The following is a 23,576-nucleotide window of genomic DNA, read 5'->3' as shown; positions in this document are numbered from 1 at the left end:
CGCATCTAGGGATTTGAATTTCATGACTTTGCCGATGAGCTGGAACGAGTGGGCGCAGCACGATGGCGTGGGGCTGGCGGCACGCGTCCGCAAGGGCGAGCTAACGCCGAAGGACCTGGCCCGCCAAGCCGCTGCTGCCGTCGCCAAGGTCAATCCGGCGCTGTCGGGCGTGGTCGAGCTGTTCGAGGACGTGATCGCCGATCCGGCCAGGGACGGTGCCAACCTCGCCGGCCCGTTCGCCGGCCTGCCCTTCCTGATGAAGGATCTCGGGCCGACCATGAAGGGCCGGCTCCAGGAGATGGGCTCGCTGCTGATGCGCGGCAATCGCGCCGCCGCCGATACGTTCCTGACCGGCAAATTCCGCCAGGCCGGACTGAACCTGATCGGGCGCACCACGACGCCGGAATTCGGCGTGTGCAGCTCGGCCGACAATCCGGCCGTCTACGTCACGCGCAATCCCTGGAATACCGACTACACCACCTGCGGCTCGTCGGCGGGCAGCGCGGCGATGGTTGCCGCCGGCGTGGTGCCGATCGCGCATGCGACCGACGGCGGCGGCTCGATCCGCATTCCCGCCGGCGTCAACGGCAATATCGGGCTGAAGGTCTCGCGCGGCGTGTTCTCGCTCGCCCCGCACATGTCCGACCTCACCGGGCTCGTGTCGATCCAGGGCTGCCAGTCGCGCTCGGTGCGCGACACCGCCGCCTTCGTCGATCACGCCCGCGGGCCTGCGCCCGGCGAGTTCATGCCGTTCTGGACCACGGCGCAGCCCTATTCCGAGATGATCAAGCGCGATCCCGGCAAGCTTCGCATCGCGCTGTCGCACACATGGGGCGACTACACCGCGACGCCTGAGATCGCGGCCGAGCTGGAGAAAACCGGCCGCTTCCTCGAAGGCCTCGGTCATCACGTCGACTATGCGCTGCCCGAGCTCGATTTCCGCGCCGCGTTCGCGGCGCAGACGACCTGCTACATCTCGAATTTCGCGGTGGTGATCTCCAACATGCTCGCCGCGCGCGGACTGGAAAAGCCGCCGGAAGATCTCATCGAGCCCATGAACATCAGGATCTGGGAAGCCGGCCGGCACACGAGCTTCGCCGAGCGGGCGAAGATGCAGGGCGTGTTCAACACGACGTCACGCGGCTTCGGCGCGTTCTTCGAGCAATGGGACGTGATCCTGACGCCGATCACCGCGCTGCCGACGCCAAAGGTCGGCACCAGGGAATATCTCACCATCTCCGACAATCCCGATGTGCTCGACTGGTTCGGCAATCTCTGGCGCTTCTTCGCCTTCACGCCGCTCGCCAATCTCTGCGGCATGCCGGCGATCTCGATGCCGATGGCAACCCAGGACCACGACCTGCCGCTCGGCATCCAGGCGATCGCCAAGCAGGCCAATGACGGCCTGCTCCTGCAACTCGCCGCCCAGATCGAGCGCGCGCTCGACGGCAAGTGGAACGGCGGCAGGAAGCCGAAGGTGCATGTGAGCTGAGGAGCTGCGATCGCGGCGACATACGACGCGATGCCGCCTCAGTTCTTCACCGCCGGGATCTCCTCATTCGGCTGCTGCTGCCCCTGCTTGTACATCGCCAGCGCCTTGTCGAGCGCTTCGCGCAAGGCAAGCGCCGCGGCCACGCTGCAACGCAAGTGCGCGGTCTGGATCACGTCGACCCTGACCGCGGCGCCAACCGGCATCAGCAAGTTCGCGGCGAGCTCGATCTGGATCGCGCCGTTGTGATGGCCGAAACAGGATGCGCCGTCGAAATAGATGATCGGCGCCCGCTCGGAGCTCGAGCTCGAAATGGTGACGGGCCCCTGATTGGTGCCGGGTGTTTCGGGGTCGGCCATAAGCGCTCCTTGCGGCTAGTCGAACGAACGAGGCGCCCACCATCGGCGCTTCGGCCCGCCCTGTCGAGGCCCAACCGCCGGCGGACCTGGCACACGACGCGTATTCGGGGTTTTGCGCGGCGCCCGGCACTGGTCTAGAACATCGCCATGTCCAGCTCATCGACGCCAAGCCTGCCTGCCACGCTCCCGTTCGAGGAGCTCGCCGAGGCCATCAAGGGCCGCCGCTCCGATTACGGCCATATCAGCGGGCTCCAGCTCGACCGCTTCGCACCCGGCGAGGCCTGGTCCAGCCTGCCCTACCGTCCCGTCTTCGTCGGCGACACCGAGACCGGGGTGCTGCATGGCGGCGTCGTCACCGCGATGCTGGACGAGAGCTGCGGCATGGCGGTGCAGCTCGCGCTCGACGGCACGCGCGCGATCGCAACCCTCGACCTGCGTATCGACTATCAGAAGCCGGCGACGCCGGGCCTCGACATCAAGGCGCATTCGATCTGCTACCGCACCACGCGCTCGATCGCCTTCGTGCGCTCCACCGCGTATCAGGAGTCCGAGGACGATCCGGTCGCGACCGCGACCGCCTGCTTCATGATCGGAGCCAATCGCACCAACATGCTCGCCGACCGCAGGATGGACTCGCGCAGCATCCCGACCCTGGAGGCGCCGGAGGATCCGGATGGCCCATTCGCCCGCAGCCCGTTCGCGCGCTGCCTCGGCATCCGCGTCAACGACGACGGCACGCTGACGATGCCGTTCTCGCCGAAGATCATTGGTAACCCGATCCTGCCCGCGATCCATGGCGGCATGACCGGCGCCTTCCTCGAGACCACGGCGATCATCGGGGTGGCGCGCGAGCTCGGCGCCGCCGCGCCGCCCAAGCCGATCGGGCTGACCATCAACTATCTGCGCTCCGGCCGCGCGCTCGACAGCTTTGCCAATGTCTCGATCGTGAAGCAGGGCCGGCGCATCGTCGCCTTCGAGGCGCGGGCCTGGCAGGACGACGCGGACAAGCCGATCGCCACTGCCTTCGGTCATTTCATGCTGCGGCCAACGCCCGGAAGTGACGAGGAATAGGCGTATTTTCCCTTGACGGCGAGGGACCGGGCCACAACGATAGCGTGGTTCCTGCGAGAGGTATTGGATTGCGGCATCCGCTCGACATCGTCGCCATGTTCGCCGCGCTCTGGCTGCTGGCGTCGATGGTGCTCGACGCGGTGACGCCGAAGGAGCTGACCGCGGTGATGATCGGCATCGCGATCGGGCCTGCCGTGGTCATCACCGCGGTGTTCTACTATCTGCGCTGCCCGCGCACGGATTTCGCGGTGATGTTCGCCGCGCTGTGGCTGATCTCGGACATCGCCATCGCCTTCATCTCGCCGAAGGAGCTGCCGCATTTCCTGATCGTGCTCGGCTTCGTGCCGGCCCTGCTGATCGGCGGCGTCCTGCACTGGCAGCGCTTCCAGCACCGCCACGAGCGGCTGCCTGTTCCGTCGGCGAAGCGGGGCTAGGGGAGCCGCTGTTCGAACACGGCCGCAGGATCGAAGCAGCGCGGACCTCGACTAGGCGTAAAATTATGATGAGACCGCAGGAAACCGATATCCGCAGCGGGTGCATTGCTGTAACATATCAACTTTAACGGAGACCTGCCAGGGCCAGTTCCCCCGGAGTTGAGAATGTCCCCTGCTCAAGGCGCAGCTCAACAGATCGACGACGTCTACGTCAAATTGTTCACGCGCGGCAAACCGGGAAAGGTCGAAATCGGCGCGCCCGACAGCGACCCCGTAGCCCGCATCATCGAGACGATCAACGCGAGTATCTTACGCTACGTCGGCGCCACGCTCAGGGACGCCGAACTGGCGCAGCTGCTGCAGCCGGACCGCGTCCTCGTTCGAACAATTCCGCCTGCGGGCATTGAAGCACTAACCATATGGATCGCACCTCGGCACGTCGTAGCCCTCAATCGGGGTCTTGCACTCTTTGTCTACCGGCTCGCCAGAGCTTTCGCCGCTCACGTGATCGATCGCACGCCCGCTGATCCGCCCGCGCCACCGGAAAGCCGGACCGCCGGCATCATCGCCACCCTGCTGGACTGGATGGCCTCGCCGGTGCGCGCACCTCTCGTTGACGACTGGCCAACCGGATCGCGCGAAATAAGGACAGCAGAGAACTTCGCGACTGCCGCCGAGCGCTTCGTGCTTGCACACGAAGTCGGGCATATCCTGCATAAGCATCTGATCGCCGACTCGGCCAAGGTGGACCTCAGCCAGGCATCGCTCCCGGAGCTCGACAGGCGGCCGGTCGATCAGGAGATCGAGGCCGACGTGAGCGGCACCTTCATCTCCATCGAGTCCATGCAGCACGAGGGCATCGACCCGCGTGCGGCCGTCACGGGCATCTACTTCTTCTTCCGGGCCCTGCAGCTCGGAGAGTTGGTCGGCGCCATCGAGGTCGACGAGGCACATCGGCCAGCCCAAGAACGGCTCGCAATTTGCGATCACGTCATTGGCGAGCGCTACGGATCGCACGCGCCCGTCTTTCGGCAGTGGGCCCACTCGACCGACGAATTGCTCGAACGGCTCGCCAGAGAGGCGCTGGCGGAGCGGGATCGACGGCGGACAGTCGCCACCGCCCGCATTGAAGAGGTTCTGAGCACCACGACGTGGAGCACGGGTCCACGTGACATCGTTCGCGATACGGCCCTGCTGAAGGAGATGCAGTCCCTGATGTCACATTCGCCGAGCGCGGTCATAGAGGCGCTCGCCGCCAGCCTGCTCGATGCCGACACATACAAGCAACTCTTGGAAGGCGCCCGATCTGCCGAAGCGCTCGAGCAGGACGATCGCTGGCGGCGTCACCAGATCGCACACTTCATCACTCGATACGCGCCCGAGCCGGTGAAGCAGGCGCTCGGCGTGCACTTTCCGATCATAGGAGGCCAAGAATGAAGAAGCCGGTCAAATACATCGACGAGCCCGATCCCGCCTGGTCGGTCGCCGCCGTCGAAAAGTTCGAGGTGACCCCGCATCCGGATGCCCATGATCCGATGATGCTGCAGCTTGATGGCCATTGCCCACGCTGCGAAGACCACATGCAGCACACCGAATTCCTGATCGCGTTCAAGGGCGTGGCTCCGACGAGCCCCGATACCTTGCGCGCGGCGGTCGAAGCGCTTCGGGACAAAGGCCTGATCGGCGAGTCGCTGCTTCCTGCCGAGTTCAGTGTTCGCTGCAATTGCAAAGTCAAGCATCCAGACCCTCTCGGACGCGCTGCGCTGACCGGATGCGGTGCGACCTGGAAGATGCGCATCGAGAGCTTCGGCGAGGAGCATTCGTGAGCGACTCCGTGGACACCAACACGAACGCAAAACCCGCGCGACCTGGCGTCAGAGCGGTGCTGCCGCACAATCCGATGCCCAGCGCGACCGAAATCGACGACCGCGCCCGGATGGCCGAAGAACTCAAGGTTGCCCTCGAGCGGGTACGCAAGACGGCTCAGGACTGGCGAACCGGGATGGCCGGCCTTCTCACCCTCGTCACGACCGTGCTGCTTTTCAAAGGTCAGGGCACGATCACTGCCTATGAACCCTGGGTCCAATACACGCTCGGTGTGCTGACGTTGCTCGCCGTCGCCGCCGCGATCGCTTCGCTGTGGCTGTTTCTCTCGGCAGCCAATGGCAGAATGCGGACTGTGAGCGTGCAGTCCATAGTCAATGAGGGAGGGGTCGACGTTCGCAATGTGAACCTGACCACGGATGCATTGGATGACCTGACCCATGCGCGGTACCTAGCGGTTGGCAGTGCGGTGCTGCTTGCGGCAGCGATTGCGTTCTCCTGGTACGGGCCGACGGCTGCGAGCAAGCCCCCCGCGTTCGCAAAACTAACCGTTCGCAGTACGACAGCGACACAGCCAGAAGAGACCCTTTGCGGAGAGCTGACCGCTTTGGACGGCGCCACTACGGTCCTGAAGATCAGGAGCGAGCCCGACGCAAGGAGGCTTCCAACCCCACAACTGGTCTCCCTGATGCTCGTCGCCACGTGCCCGAGCGACACAACAAAATAGCTGGCCCCGCCGTGTTGCCGCGCCTAGCGCGGCAGCAGGTTGGTCTTCGCGAGATCGAGCACCTCGTCGCCACGGCCGTTCATCACCGCGCGCAGCACCCAGAGGCTGAAACCCTTGATCTGCTCGGGCGTGATGGTCGGCGGCATCGACAGCTCCTGCTTGGCGGTGACGACGTCGAGCAGCGCCGGCCCGTTGTGGGCCAGCATCTCCTTCATCGCGCCCGGGAGCTCGCCGGGGTCCTCGACGCGCCTCGCAAATATCCCCATTGCGCGCGCCATCGCCGCGAAATCGGGGTTTTGCAGGTCGACATTGGTGTCGACGAAGCCGGCGGCTTTCATCTCCAGCGCGACGAAGCCGAGCACGCCGTTGTTGAAGACGACGACCTTCACCGGCAGCTTCATCTGCGTCAGCGTGATCAGATCGCCCATCAGCATGGTGAAGCCGCCGTCGCCCGACAGCGAGATGACCTGGCGGCCGGGTTGCGAGGCCTGCGCCCCGATCGCCTGCGGCATCGCATTGGCCATCGAACCGTGCACGAAGGAGCCGATCAGCCGGCGTCGACCGTTCATCTCGAGATAGCGCGCCGCCCACACCGTGGGCGTGCCGACATCGGCGGTGAACACGGCATCCTCGGACGCATGGTCGCTGATGACCTTTGCGAGATATTGCGGATGGATCGGTTTGCTGCCCGGGGTACCCCTGGCGAGCGAGTCCAACCCTTCGCGCGCCTTCCTGTAATGCGCAGCGGCATCGTCGAGATGCTTGCGCTGCGTCTTCGTCTTCAACAGCGGCAGCAGCGCCTCGATGGTCTGCTTGACATCACCGACGAGGCCGAGGTCGATCCTGCACCGCCGTCCCAGATTTTCCGGGCGGATGTCGATCTGCGCAATCTGGCAGTCGGTCGGGAAGAACTGCTTATAGGGGAAATCGGTGCCGAGCATCAACAGGGCGTCGCAGGCATGCATGGCGGCATAGCCGGAGGAGAAGCCGATGAAGCCGGTCATGCCGACATCGTAGGGATTTTCGTATTCGACGTGCTCCTTGCCGCCGAGCGCATGCACGATCGGGCTCTTCAAGGCTTCCGCAAGCTGCATCAACGGGGCATGCGCGCCGGCGCAGCCACGGCCGCAGAACAGCGTGATGCGCTCGGCGCCGTTCAGGAGGTCGGCCAGCGCCTTCAGCTCATCGGCCTCAGGTGAGACCCTCGGCGCCGACAGCGCGAGTCCCCGCGCCGTCGAGAGCGCGCGCTTCGGCGGGGCGCGGAAAGCGACGTCGCCGGGCATGGCGATGACGGCGACGCCGCGCAGGCCCACGGCCGCGCGGATGGCGTTCTCGATCACGAAAGGAAGCTGGCTCGCATCCGAGACCAGCTCGCAATAATGACTGCATTCCCGGAACAGGTTTTGCGGATGGGTTTCCTGAAAATAGCCGCCGCCGATTTCGGCCGACGGGATCTGCGCCGCGATCGCCAGTACGGGGACGCGGCTGCGATGCGCGTCGAACAGGCCGTTGATGAGATGCAGATTGCCCGGGCCACAGGAACCCGCGCACACCGCAAGGCTTCCGGTCATCTCGGCTTCGCCGGCGGCTGCGAACGCCGCAACCTCCTCATGCCGGACATGAACCCATTCGATGGTGCCGCGGCGCCGCAGCGCCTCCGTAAAAGCATTCAGGCTGTCGCCGACGATACCGTAGATCCGCTTGACGCCGGCCTGTTCGAGCGTTGCCACGAACAGATCGGCCACGTTGTTGATCGCCATGTCGGTCTCCTGATCTCGCCTGCTACGGCAAGATAGGATAATGCGCGACCGTGACGGGATCACGGCTGGTTTATTGCGAGGTCAGTCTTTCGCAATCGCCCGATCGTAGGCCGCGATCGTCACCTTTGCGCGAGCTGCGACATCCGCCGCATTCATGCCGGGCTTGTAGAGGCTGGAGCCGAGCCCGAATGCGGTGACGCCGCCCTTGATATACTCCGCAAAATTCTGGTCGGAGACGCCGCCGACGGCTGCGATCATCACGCCGGCCGGCAGCACCGCGCGAATCGCGGCGATGCCGGACGCGCCGAGCACGCTCGCCGGAAAGAATTTCAGCCCCGATGCGCCAGAGCGCGCGGCAAGCAGCGCCTCGGTGGGCGAGAACACGCCCGGCAAGGTCACCATGGCGTATTGATGCGCACGCGCGAGCACCTGCGTATCCACATTCGGCGAGACCATCAGCTTGCCGCCGACGTCATTGAGACGATCGACATCTGCCGTGGTCAGCACCGTGCCGGCGCCGATCAGCACGCCGGCCGGCGCGAGCTTCGCGGCCGTGGCGATCGAGCGGAACGGGTCGGGCGAATTCAGCGGGATCTCGATCGCCGTCATGCCGGCCTCGATCAACACGCTGACGATCGCCTCGGCCTCCTCCGGCTTCACGCCACGGAGGATCGCGACCAGCGGACGCTGCATCGGGGGAAAGGGAACGCTCATCTCAAGGATCCTTCTTAACTCGTCCAGATGGCCGCGGCTGCCATCGACAGGCCGCGGCGGACGGCTTCATCCGCATCGATCGGCGTCACGATCACCGGCAGCGCGTCGAAGGCGAGCCGGTACAGCATGGCGAGCCGCCCCGAGGCAATCAACGTGACGCCGGCTTTCGGCACGGCGCCGGAGAGACCCGCCGCCAGCTCGACACCGATCAAGGTGCCCGACAGCGTCTCGCGCGCCGCAGCCGGCGTGCCGCCGAACAGCAGCTGGCGCGACCGCGCACCGAAGAGGAGATTGGCCGCAAAGGCCGGCGCCTCAAACGCAGCTTTCACCGCCGTCTTGAAGCTCGCGACATCCTCGGCGTCATCGGCACCGGCGACCGCGAGCGACAGGATCGTCTCGCGCGACACGACGCTGAACAGCTCGCCGGTCATGAAGGTGGAGAAATGCGCGACCGTGCCGTCCTTCACCCGCACCCATTTCGAATGCGTGCCGGGCATGCAGACCAGCGCTTCGCCGGCGGCCTCGAGGCCGAGCGCGCCGAGCAATTGCGTCTCCTCGCCGCGCATCACATCCGGTGCCTTGACGTCGCGCTGCGCGATGCCGGGCAGGATGCGGATGTCGCGCGCCTCGCCCGGCACGCGCACGGCCCGCTTCAGGATGGCGGAAAGCGGCGCCGGCGTGTCGACATAGCCGGCCTCGACCCAGCCGGTTTTGGCGCCGGCCATGCCGCAGACCAGAACGGGCAGATGATCCGGCGCTTCGATCGCCGCAAGATGCGATTGCAGCACGCCGGCAAATCCGGCCTTGGCCGCCGCCAGCATGCCTTCATCGCTACGGCGCTCGGCCAGGACCCGGCCGGCCCGATCGATCAACCACAGGCGGAAGCTGCTGGTGCCCCAGTCCACCGCGACATAGGCGGGTTCGGTCATCTCAGGTCTCGTCCTCGTCTCAGCGGCAAGACGCCGTCTCGCGACAATGAGACGACGGCCAGCAAATTCGCCCCGGGATATCGGCTATTGCCGCCGCAAACCAGCGTTTTCTCGCAGGCCTGAGACGCTGCCGCGCTGGCACACCGCTTGCTCATGCCTCCCCGCTCACATCCGTGAACCGCGCAGCAAGACGCGTCAATTATGGAGAGGAAACCCATGGAGATCGGCTATTTCACGATGCCTTCGCATCCGCCGGAGTGCGGCCTGAAGGAAGGAAATGACTGGGACCTGCAAGTCATGCGCTGGCTCGACGAGCTCGGCTATCAGGAGGCCTGGGTCGGCGAGCACCACACCGCACCATGGGAACCCAATCCCACGCCGGACCTCCTGATCGCGCAGGCCTTGATGCAGACCAAGCGCCTGCGCATCGGGCCCGGCGGCTTCTTGCTGCCCTATCACCACCCGGCCGAACTCGCCAACCGCGTCGCCATGCTCGACCACATGTCCGAAGGCCGGCTCAATTTCGGCGTCGCGGCGAGCGGCTTGCCGAGCGACTGGGCGATGTTCAACGTCGACGGCATGAGTGGGCAGAACCGCGACATGACCCGCGAAGCGCTGGAAATCATCCTGAAGATGTGGACCGATCCCGCGCCCTGGACCTACAAGGGCAAATTCTGGACGGTGACCAAGCCGGACACGATGTTCGACTTCCTCAAGCCCCACATCAAGCCGTTGCAGGCACCGCATCCGCCGATCGGCGTCGCCGGGCTGTCGAAGAACTCGGACACGCTGAAGCTCGCCGGCGAACGCGGCTTCATCCCGATGAGCCTCAACCTCAATCCCGCCTATGTCGGCAGCCATTGGGATTCGGTCGAGATCGGTGCTGCCAAGACCGGCCGCAAGCCGAACCGGCAGGACTGGCGTCTGGTGCGCGAGGTCTTCGTCGCCGACACCGACGCGGAGGCCTGGAAGCTTTCGACCGGCGACATGATGGGCCGGATGATGCATGAGTACTTCCTGCCCCTGCTCGGCCATTTCGGCTTCAAGGACTACCTGAAGCACGCGCCCGACGTGCCCGACAGCGACGTCACCGTCGAATATTGCGCCAAGCGGAACTGGATCGTCGGCTCGCCCGCGACCGTCGCCGAGAAGATCGAGAAGATCTACGAGGAGGTCGGCGGTTTCGGCGTGCTGCTGGTGTTCGGCTTCGACTACAAGCACAAGGCCGAGGCCTGGCATCATTCGCTCTCGCTGCTCAGCAACGAGGTGATGCCGCGCCTGAAGCATCTCGGCTCCGCGAAGAAGGCGGCTTGACCCGACGCGGATGCGGCGCGATCGTGCCGCATCCGCACCCGTTTCGGAGATTTCCGCGTGAGCGTGGACGCAAAGGATTTCAAGCAGGCGATGCGCCAATGTGCCGGCGCCGTCGCGCTGGTCACGGTCGGTGCCGAGCACGGCAAGCGAACGGGACTCACGGTCACCTCGGCCTGCTCGCTGTCGGACAATCCACCGTCGCTGATCGTCTGCGTCAACCGCAACGCCAGCGCGCATGCGCGGATCCGCGAGGAAGGCGCCTTCGCGATCAACTTCCTGCACGAGGACCACGCGCTGCTGGCGCTCACCTTCAGCGGCCAGAAGGGCGTCAATGGCGACGACCGCTTTGCGTTCGGGCAATGGACGCGCGGGGCCACCGGCGCACCGGTGCTGACGGATGCGGTCGCCGCGTTCGATTGCGAACTGGCGCAGGAGTTCGAGACCAAGACGCATTCGATCTTCGTCGGCGAGGTCCGCGGGGTGTCGCATTCCGACGGGGCTGCACCGCTCGTCTATCTGCGCAGCAGCTTCCACGTTCCCCACGAAATCCGCGGCACCGTTTCAGTCGGCGACCTCGATTCGCGGCATCTGAGCTGGACGGATTTTTCGTAAGGGAGCCACGCTCCAAGCGTGCTGCTCTTCCTTCTCCCCTTGTGGGAGAAGGTGGCGCGAAGCGACGGATGAGGGGTTCTATCCACGAACACGGATATCGTAGGGTGGGCAAAGCGAAGCGTGCCCACACTTCTGTTGCAGAGTTGGATCGATGGTGGGCACGGCGCAAAGCGCGCCTTTGCCCACCCTACGAATCCGGACTCACCGAGAGAACCCCTCACCCGTCCCGCCGCTGTTTCGGCGAGCCACCCTCTCACACAAGGGGAGTGGGGAAGACGTTCGCCACATGCAATTGAGCGCCTACTGCGCGGTCTCGATCTTCAGCTGCTTGATCTTGCGATACAGCGTGGCACGACTGAGCTTCAGCGCACGCGCCGCTTCTGTCACACGGCCGCCATGCTTGCGCAGCGCCTCGATGATCGTCGCGCGCTCGGCCGCAGCGAGGTCCGGTTCCGCCGCACGGCCACCGAACGGCGGCAGATCGAGATCGGCATCGGCGATGACGCCATTCTCCGCGGTGCAGCCGGCAAGCCGCAGCACGTGTCGGAGCTGGCGCATGTTGCCGGGATAGTGATAGGCCGAGAGCAACGCCCAGGCTTCGTCCGACAGGCGGCAATTGGGCGCTTCCTCGCGTGCGATCTGGCGAATGATGTCGTCGCGGTCGGCGCGCTCGCGCAAGCTTGGCAGCTTCACCTCCATGCCGCGGAGACGAAAATAGAGATCGGCGCGGAAGGCGCCCTCCTCCGCCATGCGGCCGAGATCGCGATGGGTGGCGCTGATCAGGCGGATGTCGACCGGCACCGGCTTGAGCGCGCCGAGCGGCCAGACCTCGCGGTTTTCCAGCACGCGCAAGAGGCGCGTCTGCAGCGCGATCGGCATGTCGCCGATCTCGTCGAGGAACAGCGTGCCGCCGTCGGCCTGCACGATCAGGCCCTTCGAGCCCTCGCGCCGCGCGCCGGTGAAGGCCCCGGCCTCGTAGCCGAACAGCTCGGCGTCGATCAGGCTCTCCGGCATCGCCGCGCAGTTCAGCGCGACATAGTGGCTGCGCGCGCGGTTGCTGGCGGCGTGAATGGCGCGCGCGAACACGTCCTTGCCGACGCCGGTCTCGCCATGCAGCAGCACCGGCAGATTGTGATCGCCGATGCTCCTGAGCCGCTTCACGCTTCTGATCAGGCCGGGATCGCGGCCGGCGAGCCGGCTCAGAGTATCGAAGCGATCGACAGGCGCATCGCGGCGCGGAGCGTGTGATCTCGCGCGCAGCGGCGGAGCGACATGGCCCTGGCCCAACGGACTGCCATCGGCTCGGCGCAGGTCAACAACATCGTCCGCGCTGCGCGCGGCGTGATGATCGAACTTGATGTAACGCGACAGATCGATGCCCGATGCGATCATGCCGTCGGTGAGGCCGAGCAGCGCACGCGCGGAACGACAGGCGCCGACGATGCGGCGGTCGTCGTCATAGGCGAGCAGGCCGCTGCCGCCGTCACCCGGCACCGTCGCGATCCAGGCGTTGCGGAAATGGCCGCGGAAGATCGCGCCCTCCATCCGCCGCGTCGCCTCCATGGTCACCGCGAGCGCGAGCTGATGCGCGGCGCGTTCGAGATCCTCGCGGCAGGAGGTGATGTTGATCGCACCGGCGAGCCGCCCGGCCTGGTCGAACAGCGGCGCCACGGCGCAGGAGAACATGTGCCACTGCGCGCGAAAATGCTCGTCGCGATGCACCAGGATCGGCTTCTGCTCGGCGAGTGCGGTGCCGAGCCCGTTGGTGCCCTCACAAGTTTCGGCGAAATTCGAGCCGGTGTAGATCTTCCAGTCCAGAAACATCCTGGCATCGGCTTCGCCCGGAAGCCGGCTGAACAGCATGGTCGCGTTCACATCGGCCAGATTCACGCAGTAGCCGGCGTCGCGCAGCACGCGGGCGAGGTCGTCGAGCTCGGGCGTTGCGAGCCGGATCGTCTCCTCCATCGGTTCGGCGACCTGCCGGATCTCGGCCTCGGTCAGCGTCTGCGGCGGGCCCTGGCGGGCGGGATCGAGCTTGTGGCTGATCAGGCAGCGCCGCCAGGAATTGGCAATCCGCGAAGAGGCATCGACGTCGGCCACGTGATTGGCGACGGACAAGACACGGGCGACATGGTTCGAGGCCGAAAGGCTGGCCATCGCGGACGTCTCCACCCTGTATTATTGTGCAAAGTCTGGCAGCACGGGTGGGGATGTCAATCGGGAACCGGAAACGGGGGTCCTTCGTCATTCCGGGGCGCGCGTAAGCGCGAGCCCGGAATCTCGAGATTCCGGGTTCGATGCTTCGCATCGCCCCGGAATGACGTCGTCCATAAATTGCTGCACCGCCCTCACCACGTATCGATGCAGGGCCGCTTCTTCGTCGTCCTCGGCTCGGGCTTCGGCACCGACCTAAGCCCCGCCATGATCCAGCGCCGCGTCTCCGCGGGGTCGATGACGTTGTCGATCTCGAACACGGACGCGATCGAGACCGCCTTGCCGTTGGCGTAGAGCTCGGCGACCTTGTTGCGGTAATAGGTCTCGCGCTCTTCGGGATCGGCGATCGCCTCCATCTCCTTGCGGAAGCCGAGGCGGACATAGCCTTCGAGGCCCATGCCGCCGAACTCGCCCGTCGGCCAGGCCGCGGTGAAGAACGAGGCATGGAAGCCGCCGCCGATCATCGACTGCGCGCCCAGCCCATAGCCCTTGCGCAGCACGATGCCGAACAGCGGGACGGTGAGGCTGGCGCCAGTCACGAACATGCGCGAGACGTGGCGCACGATCGCGGTCTTCTCCGCCTCCGGACCGACCATGAAGCCGGGCGTGTCGCAGAGCGAGACGATCGGCAGATCGAAGGCGTCGCACAGCTGGAGAAAGCGCGCGGCCTTATCGCCAGCGTCGGCATCGATCGCGCCGCCGAGATGGCGCGGATTGTTGGCGATCAGGCCGAACGGCTTGCCCTCGATGCGGATCAGCGCGGTGATCATGCCGACGCCGTAGTCGCGGCGCAACTCCAGCACGGAATCCTTGTCGGCGACGAGATCGATCACGCTGCGGATGTCGTAGACGCGCAGGCGGTTCTCCGGGATGGCGCGGCGGAGCAGGCGCTGATCGGCGGCTTGCCACTCCGTCACCGCGCCCTGGAAATAGGACAGGTATTTCTGAGCAACGGACGTCGCCTCCTCCTCGTCCTCGACGAGGATATCGATCACGCCGTTCGGCGACTGGAACGAGACCGGGCCGACCTCGGCCGGATGGTAGACGCCGAGACCACCGCCCTCGATCATGGCGGGGCCGCCCATGCCGATCGAAGCGTTCTTGGTCGCGATGATCACGTCGCAGCAGCCGAGCATCGCGGCATTGCCGGCAAAGCAATAGCCGGAGACGACGCCGATCACAGGCACAAGGCCGGAGAGCCTTGCGAACTGCACGAAGGACGGGCCGTCGAGACCTGTCATGCCGAGCCGGTCGGTGTCGCCGGGCCGGCCACCGCCGCCTTCGGCGTAGAACACCAGCGGCACGCGCCAATCTTCCGCCAATGTCAGCATGCGGTCGATCTTCTTGTGGTTCATGTGGCCCTGCGTGCCCGCGAGCACGGTGTAGTCGTAGGCCACGACGATGCAGCGCGCACCCTCCGGGCCGAAATTCTCCGCATTGACGGTGGCAACGCCCATCACGAGGCCGTCGGCCGGCGTGTTCTTGATGAGATCATCGAGCTTGCGCCGGCGGCGCTGCGCCGCAATCGCGAGGCTGCCGTACTCCATGAAGGAGCCGTCGTCGACGAGCTGGGCGACGTTCTCGCGGGCCGTGCGCTGATTGGTGTTGCGGCGGCGCTCGACCGAGGCCGGCCGGTTCGCATCGAGCGTGTTGGCCTGGCGCGCGATCAGCTCGGCGAGGTCGGGGCGGATATGGTCGAGATCGACATCGGTCTCCGCCGCGGAATGATCGGCTGCGACGTCGAGCGGCTCGAGATACATGATCGCTTCGCCATGCATCAGCGTGACGCCGTCGCCGGCGACGAGCTTCATCACGCGGCCGCCCTGCTCGGCCATGACGAGATGTTCCATCTTCATGGACTCGATCACGGCGAGCTGCTGGCCGGGGCGCACGATCTCGCCTTCCTTCACCTGGATGGTGACGATAGTCCCCTGCAAGGGTGCCGCGACCATCACCGCGCCTTCAGGCACGACCTGCGCGACTTGTGCCTCGGTGCCGTGACCGCCGCTTCGCTCGGTCGCGGCAAAATAGAGCGGCTTGGCCGCGCCGTCGGCGGCCTCCACGAGCTTCGCAATGTTGCGGTCGATGAAATCGGTCGCAATGCGATTGGTCCTGAAGTCGGGATGCGCGAGCACGGCCTGGAGAAACGCGATGTTGGTGACGACGCCGTCGATCCGGAATTCGCGCAAGGCGCGCGAGGCTTTGGCGACCACGTCATGCCAGGCCTCGCCCGGCGTATGCACGATGACCTTTGCGAGCAGCGAGTCGAAGGCCGCGCTGGTCTTGTAGCCCGCATAGCCAAAGCTATCGACGCGGACGCCGGGTCCCGACGGCGGCTCGAACACGGCGAGCACGCCGCCGGTCGGATGCGTCGCGCCTGTCTCGTCCAGCGTCTCCATGTTGACGCGGAGCTGCATGGCGTAGCCGCGCGGCTTCGGGATCGATCCCTGCGCAAGGTCGAGCGAGACCAGCGTGCTGCCCGCAGCGACCGCAAGCTGGGCGCGGACGAGGTCGAGGCCGAGCACCGCTTCCGTCACGGTGTGTTCGACCTGGAGCCGCGGATTGGCCTCGATGAAGGCAAAGCTGTCCTCCGCCGTGCCGTCGACCAGGAACTCGAAGGTACCGAGATTGTCGTACGCCGCGGCGGTCGCAAGCTGCCTTGCCGCCTCGATGATCCGACCACGCAGGGGCTCGCTCAGTGACGGGCTCGGCGCCACCTCGATCAGCTTCTGGTGCCGGCGCTGGATGGTGCATTCGCGTTCCCAGAGATGAGAGATCGCGCCGTGGCGGTCGCCGATGATCTGCACCTCGATATGGCGCGCCTGGCGGATCAGCCGCTCGGCATAGACGCCGTCGAAGCCGAACGCCGCCTTGGCCTCGGACTGGCAGCGCGCATAGGCTTCCGCGAGGTCGGCTGCGCTCTCGACCACGCGCATGCCGCGGCCACCGCCGCCGGCCATTGCCTTGATCACGATCGCCGCATTGTTGCCAAGCGATGTGAAGAACGCCGTGATCTCCTCCAGCGACGACGGCCCGCTGGTGCCGGCGATGATCGGCACGCCGCAGCGTTTTGCCAATTGCCGCGCCGCGACCTTGTCGCCGAACAGCTCGAGCGCCGCAGCCTTCGGCCCGACGAAAACAATGCCCGCATCGCCGCAAGCCTTGGCGAACGCCGCGTTCTCGCTGAGGAAGCCATAGCCGGGATGCACCGCATCGCAGCCGGCACTCTTCGCCGCCGTCACCACCGCCTCGATGTCGAGATAGGCCCGCGCGCCGCGGCCGGGGATTTCGACCGCCTCGTCGGCGACACGCACATGCAGCGACAGCGCGTCGTCCGCTGGGTGGATCGCAACCGTCGCGATGCCGGCATCGGCCGCCGCGCGCGCGATGCGGATGGCGATCTCGCCGCGATTGGCGATCAGGAGTTTCTTGAACGACATGATGTCTCTCACTCAGACTGCGGCAGGCAGATTTGGATCGAGGTCCTGCTTCTTCACCTTGCCCGTCGCCGTCAGGGGCAGGGCTGCAATGATGCGGATCTCCGGGACCTTGTAGACGGCCATGCGCTCGGCGCACCAGGCGCGCAGGCTTTCCGCCGAGATGGTACCGACCGCTTCCGGCTTGAGCTGGATATAGGCCACCGGCACCTGCCCCTTCTCGGGATCGTCGCGTCCGACCACGCCCGAGCCCAGCACCTTCGGGTGCTGCCCCAGCAGCGCCTCGATCTCCGGCGGGAAAACGCTCATGCCCTTGACCTTGAGCATCTCCTTGCGGCGGCCGAGGAAGTGCAGGAAGCCGTCCTTGTCGATGCTGCCGATGTCGCCGGTGCGCAGCCAGCCGTCAACGAGAGACTCGGCGGTCGCCTCCGGCTTGTTCCAGTAGCTCTTGAGCAGCGACGGCGTCCGCACGCGGATCTCGCCTTCGGCACCGAGCGGCAGCAGCGCGCCGGTCTCGAAATCGGTGATCTTGAATTCGGCGCCGGGGACGGGCAGGCCGACGAAGATCGGCTGGTTGTTGAGATCGAAATCGTCGTCCTGGAAGCCTGATGTGAAGGTGTTGGAGGTGTGGGTCTCGGTCATGCCCCAGGCCGCCTCCATCAGGATCGTGCCGGTGAGATCCTTCCAGCGTTTGCGATAGTCGGCGTTGAGCTTCTTGACGAAGGAGACAACGCGCACCTGCTTCAACGACGACAGGTCGAACTCGCTCCAGCGCGGATGATCCATCAACTCCACCGCGCCATCGACGGGCATCGCGGTGATCGTGACCTTGTACTTGTCGATCGCGGCCATCGCGCCGATGGCATCCCAGCGCGCGAGCAGGACCAGCGTCGCGCCGGAGAACAGCGGGAAGATCAAACCAAGGTTCTCACCCGCGATCCAGAACTCCGGGAAGAACGACAGGAACACGCTGCTCTCGTCTGACAGCACCGAGATGCCGTAATTGGCGGCGGCGGTGTAGACCATGTCGCGATGGGTATGGACGCAGCCCTTCGGCATGCCGGTGGTGCCGCCGGTGTAGTTCAGCGCGGCGACCTCGTCGAGGCCGGGCGGCGGCAGCGGCGCAGGCGCGGGCAGCGCGGCAAGCGCGGGCAGCAGATCGGTCGCGCCTGCGACTGCGATGCGCGGCGCGCGGATCGAGTCCGGTGCGGGAAATGCGGGCGATGCCGGCACGACATCGGTAAAGCTGGTGACGATGATCTCGCGCAGCCGTACCTCGCCCCGCACCTGCTCGACGACGGGGATGAGCTGGTCCAGCGCCACGATCACATCGGCCTGGGTGTCGTTCAGCTCGTAGGACAGCTCGAACGCGCGCGACAGCGGACTGACGGGGACATGGACCGCGCCGAGCTTCAAGATGCCGAAGAACACGATGTGGAATTGCGGGCAGTTCGGCAGGAAGACGGCGACGCGATCGCCCTTGCGCACGCCCTTGGCCTGCAACAGCGCCGCGAAGCGGTCGCTCTGCCGGTCGAGATCGGCGTAGGTGGTGACGTGCCCGTAGAAGATCACCGCGGGACGATCCGGGCTCCGCTTCGCCCAGACGCGCAGATATTCCGTCAAGGGAACTTCGCCGTGCAGATAGTTCGGCGAACGCGGCATGCCCTTCGGCCAGGCCTTGTCCCACAGGCCGCGCAGGGTGGCGAGGTAGTCCTTTTCGCTGATGCCCGCGTTCATGACGTCATCCCGGTGCTGTTTTTCTTTTCGCGAGGGCACGCGCGTGCCATCACTCGATGTCGTTACACGTCGAGCACGGCTGACGTCATGTCAAGGAAAACAGTTTTCCGCATCACGGCCGATGCCGCGGCGCGGAAAAAAGCAGGCATTACGCCGTGACGAGGCGAACGATCCGCCTTAAGGCCGACGGGATCGGCGCGATGACGGGGACAGTGAACATCGGCTGAAGCTCGCGCGCGGCTTCCCCCAGCGGCCCGCCGCCGATGATGACAGCCTCCGCCCCGTCCTGCGCGATGCAGGCCTCGACCGCGCCGGCAAGGGCTGCACGCAGCCGCGCCGGATCGCGCATCAGCTCGTTCGGATCGCCTTCGGCAAAGCGCGTGCCGGTGTAGCACGATCGCAATCTCAGCGTGTCCGGCAATGCGTCGATCTTCGCTTTGAGCAGCGGCGTCGTGGTCGCCACACCGAAGCGGCGGCCTCCTTCGGCGGCCTCCAGCATCGACGACTCGCCGATGCCCACCGCAGGCAGCCTGATCGCCGCCCTGATTCCGGCAAGGCCCGGATCGCCGAACGCCGCGACGATGATGCCGTCCGAGGTAGCTTGATGCGCCCGCGCGATCTCCTCGACCTCGGGGGCGGCCGCCTCCAGCGCCTCCGCCGACACGATCATAGACGGCGCGCGCGTTGCCGTGGCGCCGTCGATGTCGAAACCGGTCGCGGCGGCCGACTTCGCGATGGCGACCATCATCGCCGTGGTCGCCTCAAGACTGTTCGGATTGATCAGGAGGATGCGCACGCGCCGATCGGAGTTTGGGTCCATCCTGCCGATATACTAGGCCGCCCGCACGCCGGCAACGAAGGCGCTGACCTCGTCCTCGAGCGATTGCAGTTTCTGCGTCAACCGGCCGCTGGATTGCAGCACGAGACCGGCGGCCTGGCCGGTTTCGGCGGTCGCATCGGTCACGCCGGAGATGTTTTGCGAGACCTGGTCGGTGCCGGAGGCCGCCTCCTGCACGCTGTGCGCGATCGCCTGGGTCGCCGCGCCCTGCTCCTCGACGGCGGCTGCGATCGACGAGGAGATCTCGTTGACCTCCATGATGGTCTTGCGGATGCTCTCGATGTTGCCGACGACCTGGTTGGTCTCGGCCTGGATCGCGGTGATCTGCGCGCCGATCTCGTCGGTCGCCTTCGCGGTCTGGCTCGCCAGCGACTTCACCTCGCTCGCGACCACAGCAAAACCCCTGCCGGATTCGCCCGCGCGCGCCGCCTCGATGGTGGCGTTGAGAGCGAGCAGGTTGGTCTGCGAGGCGATCTGGTTGATGAGGTCGATGACCTCGCCGATCTTGTGCGCGGCGGCGGCAAGCCCCTGCACGGTGTCGTTGGTGCGCTGGCCGTCGGCGGCCGCCTTGTCGGCCACCGTCGCGGCCTGCGCGACGCGCTGGCTGATCTCGGTGATCGAGGACGACAGCTGGCCGGCGGCGGAGGCCACCGTCTGCACGTTGCTCGAGGCTTGCTGGCAGGCAGTCGCGACGAAGCTCGCGCGATCGGTCGCCTTGTTCGCGGTCTCCGACATGCCCTGCGCGGCCTGCTGCATCGCGCGCGCCTCGTCGAACACGTCGCGGACCACGGCCTGGACGCTCGCCTCGAATTTGCCGGCGAGATCGGCCATCGTCTTGCGCTTCTCGCCGTCGGCCCGCTGCTTCGCCTCCTGCTGCTCGGCATGCATCCGGCCCACGGCCGACGCATTGTCCTTGAACACGGCAAGTGCCTTGGCGAGTCCGCCGACTTCGTCGCGGCGATCGGCGTAGGGTACATCGAACGCAGTGTCGCCGGCGGCGAGACGCTCGGTCAGCGCGGTGATTTTCGCGAGCGGCTTCGTGACGCTGCGGCCAATCACGAAGGAGGCACCGAGCACCAGCACGAGCACGGCAAGACAGACCAGCGCGAACGTCGTCGCGTTCTGGCGGAACACGGCATCGACGTCGTCGAGATAGATGCCGGTGCCGATGATCCAGCCCCAGGGCGCAAAGCCCTTCACATAGGAGATCTTCCCGACCGGCTGGTCGAAGCCGGGCTTCGGCCAGAGATAGCTGTAGAAGCCGGCGCCCTGCTTGTTGACGACGTCAACGAAGCCCATGAACAGCGCGTTGCCGGCGGGGTCCTTCATCCCCGAAAGGTCCTTGCCGTCAAGCTCGGGCTTGATCGGGTGCATGACCATCCTGGGGGTCATGTCATTGATCCAGAAATACTCGACCTTGTCGTAGCGCAGGCTCTTGATCTCCGCCATCGCGGCGGCCTGCGCCTGTTCGCGCGGGAGTTTTCCTTCGCTCTCGAGCTTCTGATAGTGCGCCAGGATGCCGTAGCCGACATCCACCATCTGCTGCGTCTTGGCCTGGCGATCGGCGACCATCTGCGTGCGCAGGGTCGAAAGCGCGATCGGCGCCAGCGCAATCATGCCGAGGAGGCTGATGCCGACAATCAGGACCAGCTTGAAACTGATGCGGGAGAAAATCATCGGGGCTCGCAAAATTGGAAGGGCTGATATGCCTGTTTATCCCGTTCCCCTTAGCAAAGCTTTAAGCATTCGGGTTCCCCAAATCCCTTGAGATCGCGTGGGCAGGCAGCCGGCATGCCGCGTGCGGCCCGGCAGGTTTGCGGGGCCGGACGCATCCGATATCCAAACGCTTCAAATCTAGAAGACCTCGATATCGGCCTTCGACGCGTTGACTTGCGACAGGCTCTGGCAGAACGATCGGCGCAAACAGTCAGCGCCAGACGCGGCGTGCCCGCAGCGAAAGGCCAGAGGCTCAATGCATCAATCGACATACGCCAAGCCCATCGACCTTCCCGCACTGACCGCGGCCGAGCGGCTCTTCATCTGGGGCTTTCGCGCCAAGGCGCGCAGCGGAAGTGCCGTTCCGACCGCGGCGGATATCCAGCAGGTATACGATCACTTCCGCGTGGGCGATGCCGTGCCATCACTGGAAGCGATCATCGAGATCTTCGCCTGCACGGCGCATACGGCGATCGAAGTGCATTGCCCCACCTGTCCGCGCATGTCGGAGAGCGAGCACGGAATCCTGCGGGCGATCGCCGCCGCGCAGAAGGAGCGCGACGATGTCGCGCGCGAGCAGTTCGAGTGCTGGCTGCCGCCGGTGGGCGCGGATTGGGCGCTGGCGCCGGTGCGGGGACTTGCGACCATCTTCCGCATGGCCGGCCTCATTCTCCCTGACCGGCACGTCGAGCCTTTTGACCAGGACCGGACGATGGTGATGAAGAGCTGGCTTGTCGGCAGTCCCACATTGCATTGACGAGATCGTTCATGATGGAGGCTACGAGCAATCCTGTGCCTGACCCGGCCCGCCAGTCGCGACCCTGCCCGCTCCAGGCCGCGCTTGCGACCCGTCCGAGCATCGAAAGCTACGATCCATTCTGCCGCGTCGCGCTTTCGCTGTTCCGCTTCATTGGAGCTGCCTATGCGACCGGCGCCTCCGATTGCTGGGAGGCGGCCTATCGCTTTGCCGATGAAGCGCCCGGCATTGCCGACAGCCCGTTGCTGGTTGCACGGGCTGCGGCGCTCGTCAGGATCCTGCGCAGCGGCCGGCCGTGCGAGCTGTGCTTCATGCCGCCATCGTGCCGGCGCCTGTCGAAGGACGAGGCGGAATTGATGCGGCTGCTGGCGGTCGCCCGCAGCGAGCAGCCGGGTGAACTCGAGTCTGTCGTCTGCCAGTTCGTCGGCTCCGGGAACGAGGATGCGGCAACGCGGGCGGTCAACGCGCTTGCCTGCTGCTGACGCCTAACCGCCCGCCTTGCCGAGCACGAGATCGATCGTGTGGGCAGCGATCTTGCGCAGCTGCGCCTCGTCGCCGAAGGCCCGTTCGAGCACGGCGAGGCCGCGCGTCACCGTGATGATGTGCAGCGCTGCGACCGCGGGATTGCCGTTGAACTCGCCGCGTTTCGCGCCTGCCGACAATGCGTCCTGAACCAGCGCGGTGATGCGCGAGATGAGGTTCGCAAAGGCCTGGCGCGCTTCCTCGTCGAGCCCCTCGCCTTCGACCGCGCCGAGCTCCATCAGGCCGCGCGTGGTCGGGCATCCGCGCGGCGGCGAGCCCGAGCGGAAATTCACGATGGTCAGATCGAAAAACGCCGTGAGGCGTTTTCGCAAACTGCCCGCACTGAGCGCCTTTTGCAGGGCGAGGAGATAATCGCCCGCATAGCGTTCATAGGCTTGGAGGAACAGTGCCTCCTTGCTGCCGAAGGCATTGTAGAGGCTGCCGCGCTGGACGCCGGCATCGCGCGCAATGTCCGACAGCGAGGTGCCGCGCACGCCCTTGCGCCAGAACTGGTCGAACGCGATGCGCAGGACGTCGTCGTGGTCGAACTCGCGCGGTCTCAAATGTCGGTCCTCGGCCTGAATGTATTTGACACGGTGTCAAGAACGTGTTTTCTCGACATGGTGTCAAAAACTAGTTGGGATTGATAGCCCGTTTCGTCAATGAGCCGGACCGCCGGCGCGCACCAAGCGCCTTGGCCGATCGGCCCGCATGCAAAGGGACCAGCTCATGCCTCTCCTTCACATCTCGATGCGCGCCGGAAAGCCCGACGCCTACCGGCAGGCGATCCTCGACGGCCTCTACCGTGCCATGCGGGAGGCGCTGAACGTGCCCGAGGGCGACGAGTTCATGACCATCAGCGAGCATGACCCCGCGAACTTCCGCTGCGGCAATGCTTATGGCGTCGCGCGAAGCGAGGACGCCGTGCTGATCCAGATCACCGTGTTCGCCTCGCGCACCCCTGAGCAGAAGAAGGCGCTGTACCGCCGGATCGCGGACCTGCTCGGCGAGAATCCGGGCATCCGGCCCGAAGACGTGTTCGTGAACGTGCTCGATGCCCCCAGGGAGAACTGGTCGGTCGGCCACGGCCTCGCGCAGTTCGCGTGAATTTGCCCGGCGCGG

The 23,576-nt window shown here is 65.8% G+C and carries 21 protein-coding genes; 11 read left to right on the top strand and 10 right to left on the bottom strand.

Features of this window, described 5'->3' with window-relative positions; genetic code table 11:
• Positions 1 to 22: 22 nt before the first annotated feature.
• Positions 23 to 1,492 (top strand): amidase, encoded by a 1,470-nt coding sequence (locus A3M7_RS0129310; protein WP_027547126.1) that lies wholly within the window; start codon positions 23 to 25, stop codon positions 1,490 to 1,492.
• 38 nt (positions 1,493 to 1,530) lie between these two features.
• Here A3M7_RS0129310 and A3M7_RS49920 read toward each other — a convergent pair whose 3' ends face one another.
• Positions 1,531 to 1,848 carry a hypothetical protein gene (locus A3M7_RS49920; protein WP_027547125.1) on the bottom strand — a complete coding sequence of 106 codons (318 nt, stop codon included), beginning with the start codon at positions 1,846 to 1,848 and terminating at the stop codon, positions 1,531 to 1,533.
• A gap of 147 nt (positions 1,849 to 1,995) precedes the next feature.
• Between A3M7_RS49920 and A3M7_RS0129300 the strand changes: the two genes are divergently transcribed.
• The 5 genes from A3M7_RS0129300 (at position 1,996) to A3M7_RS0129280 (ending at position 5,904) form a co-directional block, all read left to right on the top strand.
• Positions 1,996 to 2,919 carry a PaaI family thioesterase gene (locus A3M7_RS0129300; RefSeq protein WP_027547124.1) on the top strand — a complete coding sequence of 308 codons (924 nt, stop codon included), beginning with the start codon at positions 1,996 to 1,998 and terminating at the stop codon, positions 2,917 to 2,919.
• 68 nt (positions 2,920 to 2,987) lie between these two features.
• A complete protein-coding gene (locus A3M7_RS0129295; RefSeq protein ID WP_027547123.1) occupies positions 2,988 to 3,353 on the top strand; it encodes a hypothetical protein in 366 nt (121 codons plus the stop codon).
• Positions 3,354 to 3,518: 165 nt separating this feature from the next.
• Entirely contained in the window at positions 3,519 to 4,790 is a 1,272-nt protein-coding gene (locus A3M7_RS0129290) for a hypothetical protein (protein WP_027547122.1), read from the top strand.
• Positions 4,787 to 5,179 carry a hypothetical protein gene (locus A3M7_RS0129285; protein WP_027547121.1) on the top strand — a complete coding sequence of 131 codons (393 nt, stop codon included), beginning with the start codon at positions 4,787 to 4,789 and terminating at the stop codon, positions 5,177 to 5,179. Before A3M7_RS0129290 ends, A3M7_RS0129285 begins: the two co-directional genes overlap by 4 nt.
• Positions 5,176 to 5,904, top strand: a complete 729-nt coding sequence (locus tag A3M7_RS0129280) for a hypothetical protein (protein WP_156937001.1) — start codon at positions 5,176 to 5,178, stop codon at positions 5,902 to 5,904. The genes A3M7_RS0129285 and A3M7_RS0129280 overlap by 4 nt, the downstream gene beginning before the upstream one ends.
• A 23-nt stretch (positions 5,905 to 5,927) precedes the next feature.
• Here the strand turns inward: A3M7_RS0129280 and poxB are convergent, their stop codons facing one another.
• The 3 genes from poxB to A3M7_RS0129265 form a co-directional block, all read right to left on the bottom strand.
• Complete coding sequence (gene poxB / locus A3M7_RS0129275) at positions 5,928 to 7,664, bottom strand: ubiquinone-dependent pyruvate dehydrogenase (RefSeq protein WP_027547119.1); 1,737 nt, start codon at positions 7,662 to 7,664, stop codon at positions 5,928 to 5,930.
• 81 nt (positions 7,665 to 7,745) lie between these two features.
• Positions 7,746 to 8,378 (bottom strand): 2-dehydro-3-deoxy-6-phosphogalactonate aldolase, encoded by a 633-nt coding sequence (locus A3M7_RS0129270; protein ID WP_027547118.1) that lies wholly within the window; start codon positions 8,376 to 8,378, stop codon positions 7,746 to 7,748.
• A gap of 14 nt (positions 8,379 to 8,392) precedes the next feature.
• On the bottom strand, positions 8,393 to 9,307 hold the full coding sequence (locus A3M7_RS0129265) for a 2-dehydro-3-deoxygalactonokinase (protein ID WP_027547117.1): 915 nt from the start codon (positions 9,305 to 9,307) through the stop codon (positions 8,393 to 8,395).
• Positions 9,308 to 9,523: 216 nt separating this feature from the next.
• On the opposite strand from A3M7_RS0129265, the gene A3M7_RS0129260 reads away from it, so the two are divergent.
• Together A3M7_RS0129260 and A3M7_RS0129255 are read left to right on the top strand one after the other, a co-directional pair.
• Entirely contained in the window at positions 9,524 to 10,621 is a 1,098-nt protein-coding gene (locus A3M7_RS0129260; protein WP_027547116.1) for an LLM class flavin-dependent oxidoreductase, read from the top strand.
• 57 nt (positions 10,622 to 10,678) lie between these two features.
• Positions 10,679 to 11,233, top strand: a complete 555-nt coding sequence (locus A3M7_RS0129255) for a flavin reductase family protein (protein WP_027547115.1) — start codon at positions 10,679 to 10,681, stop codon at positions 11,231 to 11,233.
• Positions 11,234 to 11,533: 300 nt separating this feature from the next.
• On the opposite strand, the gene A3M7_RS0129250 is transcribed toward A3M7_RS0129255, so the two are convergent.
• The 5 genes from A3M7_RS0129250 to A3M7_RS0129225 all read right to left on the bottom strand — a co-directional run bounded on the left by A3M7_RS0129250 (position 11,534) and on the right by A3M7_RS0129225 (position 21,136).
• Positions 11,534 to 13,390, bottom strand: a complete 1,857-nt coding sequence (locus tag A3M7_RS0129250; protein WP_027547114.1) for a sigma-54-dependent Fis family transcriptional regulator — start codon at positions 13,388 to 13,390, stop codon at positions 11,534 to 11,536.
• A gap of 191 nt (positions 13,391 to 13,581) precedes the next feature.
• Entirely contained in the window at positions 13,582 to 16,887 is a 3,306-nt protein-coding gene (locus A3M7_RS0129245; protein ID WP_027547113.1) for a carboxyl transferase domain-containing protein, read from the bottom strand.
• Between the two features lie 12 nt (positions 16,888 to 16,899).
• Positions 16,900 to 18,621: an AMP-binding protein gene (locus tag A3M7_RS0129240; protein WP_027547112.1), complete on the bottom strand. Its 1,722-nt coding sequence runs from the start codon at positions 18,619 to 18,621 to the stop codon at positions 16,900 to 16,902.
• Between the two features lie 148 nt (positions 18,622 to 18,769).
• Complete coding sequence (locus A3M7_RS0129230) at positions 18,770 to 19,441, bottom strand: aspartate/glutamate racemase family protein (protein WP_027547111.1); 672 nt, start codon at positions 19,439 to 19,441, stop codon at positions 18,770 to 18,772.
• A 12-nt stretch (positions 19,442 to 19,453) separates the two neighbouring features.
• Entirely contained in the window at positions 19,454 to 21,136 is a 1,683-nt protein-coding gene (locus A3M7_RS0129225; RefSeq protein WP_027547110.1) for a methyl-accepting chemotaxis protein, read from the bottom strand.
• 295 nt (positions 21,137 to 21,431) lie between these two features.
• Here A3M7_RS0129225 and A3M7_RS0129220 point away from each other — a divergent pair, with 295 nt between their 5' ends.
• Both A3M7_RS0129220 and A3M7_RS0129215 read left to right on the top strand, forming a co-directional pair.
• The gene (locus A3M7_RS0129220) at positions 21,432 to 21,932 is read left to right on the top strand and encodes a hypothetical protein (RefSeq protein ID WP_027547109.1); all 501 of its coding nucleotides are present in this window, start codon (positions 21,432 to 21,434) and stop codon (positions 21,930 to 21,932) included.
• A gap of 11 nt (positions 21,933 to 21,943) precedes the next feature.
• Entirely contained in the window at positions 21,944 to 22,414 is a 471-nt protein-coding gene (locus tag A3M7_RS0129215) for a hypothetical protein (protein ID WP_027547108.1), read from the top strand.
• A gap of 3 nt (positions 22,415 to 22,417) precedes the next feature.
• On the opposite strand, the gene A3M7_RS0129210 is transcribed toward A3M7_RS0129215, so the two are convergent.
• Entirely contained in the window at positions 22,418 to 23,017 is a 600-nt protein-coding gene (locus tag A3M7_RS0129210) for a TetR/AcrR family transcriptional regulator (protein ID WP_027547107.1), read from the bottom strand.
• A gap of 166 nt (positions 23,018 to 23,183) precedes the next feature.
• Here A3M7_RS0129210 and A3M7_RS0129205 point away from each other — a divergent pair, with 166 nt between their 5' ends.
• Entirely contained in the window at positions 23,184 to 23,561 is a 378-nt protein-coding gene (locus A3M7_RS0129205) for a tautomerase family protein (RefSeq protein ID WP_027547106.1), read from the top strand.
• Positions 23,562 to 23,576 lie beyond the last annotated feature (15 nt).

It is taken from the genome of Bradyrhizobium sp. WSM2254 (genome assembly GCF_000472645.1).
Lineage (GTDB): Bacteria > Pseudomonadota > Alphaproteobacteria > Rhizobiales > Xanthobacteraceae > Bradyrhizobium > Bradyrhizobium niftali.
Note: the sequence above shows the minus strand (reverse complement) of the source record. Positions and strands in the feature narration are given on the sequence as shown.

Excerpts from the sequence above, each read along its gene's own strand:
- A3M7_RS0129260 (WP_027547116.1), top strand. The coding sequence starts at position 9,524 with ATGGAGATCGGCTATTTCACGATGCCTTCGCATCCGCCGGAGTGCGGC.
- A3M7_RS0129290 (WP_027547122.1), top strand. The coding sequence starts at position 3,519 with ATGTCCCCTGCTCAAGGCGCAGCTCAACAGATCGACGACGTCTACGTC.
- A3M7_RS0129250 (WP_027547114.1), bottom strand. The coding sequence starts at position 13,390 with ATGGCCAGCCTTTCGGCCTCGAACCATGTCGCCCGTGTCTTGTCCGTC.
- A3M7_RS0129215 (WP_027547108.1), top strand. The coding sequence starts at position 21,944 with ATGATGGAGGCTACGAGCAATCCTGTGCCTGACCCGGCCCGCCAGTCG.
- A3M7_RS49920 (WP_027547125.1), bottom strand. The coding sequence starts at position 1,848 with ATGGCCGACCCCGAAACACCCGGCACCAATCAGGGGCCCGTCACCATT.
- A3M7_RS0129285 (WP_027547121.1), top strand. The coding sequence starts at position 4,787 with ATGAAGAAGCCGGTCAAATACATCGACGAGCCCGATCCCGCCTGGTCG.
- A3M7_RS0129205 (WP_027547106.1), top strand. The coding sequence starts at position 23,184 with ATGCCTCTCCTTCACATCTCGATGCGCGCCGGAAAGCCCGACGCCTAC.
- A3M7_RS0129245 (WP_027547113.1), bottom strand. The coding sequence starts at position 16,887 with ATGTCGTTCAAGAAACTCCTGATCGCCAATCGCGGCGAGATCGCCATC.
- A3M7_RS0129240 (WP_027547112.1), bottom strand. The coding sequence starts at position 18,621 with ATGAACGCGGGCATCAGCGAAAAGGACTACCTCGCCACCCTGCGCGGC.
- A3M7_RS0129225 (WP_027547110.1), bottom strand. The coding sequence starts at position 21,136 with ATGATTTTCTCCCGCATCAGTTTCAAGCTGGTCCTGATTGTCGGCATC.
- A3M7_RS0129310 (WP_027547126.1), top strand. The coding sequence starts at position 23 with ATGACTTTGCCGATGAGCTGGAACGAGTGGGCGCAGCACGATGGCGTG.
- A3M7_RS0129265 (WP_027547117.1), bottom strand. The coding sequence starts at position 9,307 with ATGACCGAACCCGCCTATGTCGCGGTGGACTGGGGCACCAGCAGCTTC.
- A3M7_RS0129230 (WP_027547111.1), bottom strand. The coding sequence starts at position 19,441 with ATGGACCCAAACTCCGATCGGCGCGTGCGCATCCTCCTGATCAATCCG.
- A3M7_RS0129270 (WP_027547118.1), bottom strand. The coding sequence starts at position 8,378 with ATGAGCGTTCCCTTTCCCCCGATGCAGCGTCCGCTGGTCGCGATCCTC.
- A3M7_RS0129220 (WP_027547109.1), top strand. The coding sequence starts at position 21,432 with ATGCATCAATCGACATACGCCAAGCCCATCGACCTTCCCGCACTGACC.
- A3M7_RS0129300 (WP_027547124.1), top strand. The coding sequence starts at position 1,996 with ATGTCCAGCTCATCGACGCCAAGCCTGCCTGCCACGCTCCCGTTCGAG.
- poxB (WP_027547119.1), bottom strand. The coding sequence starts at position 7,664 with ATGGCGATCAACAACGTGGCCGATCTGTTCGTGGCAACGCTCGAACAG.